The 1,761-nt window shown below is 71.8% G+C and carries 3 protein-coding genes; all 3 read right to left on the bottom strand.

What is annotated here, in order from left to right:
* Positions 1-3 precede the first annotated feature (3 nt).
* On the bottom strand, positions 4-489 hold the full coding sequence (locus tag RB150_11415) for an ester cyclase (protein MDQ7821142.1): 486 nt from the start codon (positions 487-489) through the stop codon (positions 4-6).
* 187 nt (positions 490-676) lie between these two features.
* On the bottom strand, positions 677-1,048 hold the full coding sequence (locus RB150_11410; GenBank protein ID MDQ7821141.1) for a retroviral-like aspartic protease family protein: 372 nt from the start codon (positions 1,046-1,048) through the stop codon (positions 677-679).
* 35 nt (positions 1,049-1,083) lie between these two features.
* On the bottom strand, positions 1,084-1,302 hold the full coding sequence (locus RB150_11405; GenBank protein MDQ7821140.1) for a DUF5678 domain-containing protein: 219 nt from the start codon (positions 1,300-1,302) through the stop codon (positions 1,084-1,086).
* Positions 1,303-1,761: the final 459 nt, after the last annotated feature.

Here is a 1,761-nt window from a genome sequence, read left to right as displayed (position 1 = left end):
CTGTCAGACCGGCGCTCCCGTGATCCCCGTCCGTCCCTCCAGCTGTTCGGCCAGGGCGGCCCGGTCGTAGTAGATGCGCTCCCCGGCGAACAGCCGCGCCTGCGGGTCCCAGGGAAAGTAGATCAGGACCAGCAGGCGGATCGGCCGCCCGGTCGGCGGCACCCCTTCCCACGTTCCCCGGTGCGTCCCCTCCAGTAGTGTCGCCTCGAACACGCCCTGGGGCCCGATCACGATGTCCTGGAGGGAAAACCGCGCGTCGGGAAAGGCCGACAGCAGGCCCGTGTAGAACTGCCGCGCCCCCTCATGGCCCTCCCACCGCCGCCCGGTGGGGACCAGCTCGTAGACGCAGTCCGCGGTCAGGGTGGCCAGCAGCCCGGCCAGATCGCGGGCGTCTTCGGCTTTGGAGTGGGCGATCCACAGCGCCCGGATGGCCTCGTACTCTGCAGGGTTCAGGCGCCAGCCCAGCCTGTCCTGGACGGAATGGATCATGGTCTTCCCCCCTCGCGCCATGCCCCGCTGTGGGACGTGACCATCCTGCCGCACAGCTGTACATCATTCCCCTCCGAAATCTGCGTTGACGGGAGTGATGTTCCTGCCGATCCAGTTCGCCCCCTCGGGAGGTCCGCCGGCGGCCGCGGGCCGCGCCTGGTATGGGGAGGACGTTGACGGCCCTGTGCTAGGGTCCAAGCCTCAGGACCCGCGCCGGTCCGTCGAGGGTGACCACCCAGCCGTTCAGGACGTCACGGCCGAGCAGCGCCTCCGCGCCCACCTCCACCACCTCCACGATCCGGCGCGTCCCGGCGGCCTCCAGTTCGGCGGCGTACACCGGGACGCGGGCCGTCCCCGCCACCCCGCGGACCGTCACCTCGCTCACCTGGGGCAGACCGAGCACCCGCGCCAGCCCCTCGGGGAGGACCGTGATGTCGGCGCCGCTGTCCACGAGCGCGGCCACCGCGGCCGCCGGTTCGCCCTGCGGCCGCCCCAGGCGCACCGGCAGGACCGGGGCCGGCGGGGTGCGACGGGTGTCGTAGGGGAAAGTTCGCCGCATCGCGTCGTCCCGGCCGCTGCGGCGGACCACCGGACTTACGCCTCGGCCAGTCGGGGCGACGGGACCGCGACGACCCTCTCCTCCGCCGTCACCTTCGGCATGAAGACCGGGCGCGAGCCTACCCGGGCGAAGACCCGGCGCGCCAGGGCGTCGAAGTCGCGGTCGTGGCCGATGACGCGGCCCCGGTCGATGGCGACGTACTGGTCGCGGTAGCGGCGCAGCAGGCGGCGGCGGTTCGCCTGAAACCAGCGCATGCTCTCGGCCAGGCCTGCCGCGACGCCGGAGATTGCCGCACCACCCGCGGCAGCCTCCCCTGAGGCAGTGCCAGGCAGTCTGCCCTCCCGGAGCGCTGACGCCCCGGGTGCGCGCCGGGCGCCGCGCGCCCGCGCGCCCTCCGGCCTCCCGCCACCGGCAGGCGGGGCGCCGATGAGCTGCTGCAGCGCCTCAGCCACCAAAGCTGTCAGCGTGATCCCGCGGCGGGCGGCCGTCGCCTTCGCCTCGCGGACGAGGGGCTCGGGAAGCCCGCGCAGGTAGAGCGTCTTCCCTCGGGCCATGACGTCGCCTCTCGTTCATGCTAACATGGATAACACGTGTTGGCAAGACAACAAACAGCTCAAGCTCAGCATTTCGTCCTAGTGCGCCCTTGGTGGGTGGACCCATCTAACGATATCGCACGCCGCAATCCCCTCAGCTCGGGTCTCAGGATTTCGTCT

The organism is Armatimonadota bacterium, from assembly GCA_031081675.1.
Taxonomy (GTDB): domain Bacteria; phylum Sysuimicrobiota; class Sysuimicrobiia; order Sysuimicrobiales; family Kaftiobacteriaceae; genus Calidihabitans; species Calidihabitans tengchongensis.
Note: the sequence above shows the minus strand (reverse complement) of the source record. Positions and strands in the feature narration are given on the sequence as shown.

What these genes read in the sequence shown, in the direction of transcription:
- RB150_11415 (MDQ7821142.1), bottom strand. Translation starts at nt 489, where the DNA reads ATGATCCATTCCGTCCAGGACAGGCTGGGCTGGCGCCTGAACCCTGCA.
- RB150_11410 (MDQ7821141.1), bottom strand. Translation starts at nt 1,048, where the DNA reads ATGCGGCGAACTTTCCCCTACGACACCCGTCGCACCCCGCCGGCCCCG.
- RB150_11405 (MDQ7821140.1), bottom strand. Translation starts at nt 1,302, where the DNA reads ATGCGCTGGTTTCAGGCGAACCGCCGCCGCCTGCTGCGCCGCTACCGC.